Genomic DNA, 332 nt, shown 5'->3' with positions numbered 1-332 from the left:
CTGAGCACGCGGCAGCTTTACGACCCTGCCGGGCGACTGAAGCGCAGGGAGACATACAGCGGGATGCACGGGGTGGTACCGGAGACGTTCACGGACCGCCAGTACAGCTACAACGGTCAGGACGAACTGCTGAAGACGCGGCACAGCCGGCGGGGGGAAACGGATTACTTCTATGACACCACGGGCCACATCACGGCATGCCGCTCGGAGGATGAGGGGTATCTGGCGAGCTGGCAGTACGACGCGGCGGGAAATCTGCTGGGGAGGCGTGCGGGGGAAAGGGCCACGGCAGAAAACAGCGTGGTGCCGTTCAACCGGCTGCTGTCTTACCG

Annotated in this window: 1 pseudogene; it reads left to right on the top strand. The window is 64.2% G+C overall.

Annotated features, from left to right (window positions below):
• Positions 1-332: pseudogene (locus tag BEA93_RS24825) on the top strand (RHS repeat-associated core domain-containing protein); the annotation flags it as partial.

This window comes from Escherichia sp. MOD1-EC5950 (genome assembly GCF_002965345.1).
In the GTDB taxonomy this organism is placed as follows: domain Bacteria; phylum Pseudomonadota; class Gammaproteobacteria; order Enterobacterales; family Enterobacteriaceae; genus Escherichia; species Escherichia marmotae.
Note: the sequence above shows the minus strand (reverse complement) of the source record. Positions and strands in the feature narration are given on the sequence as shown.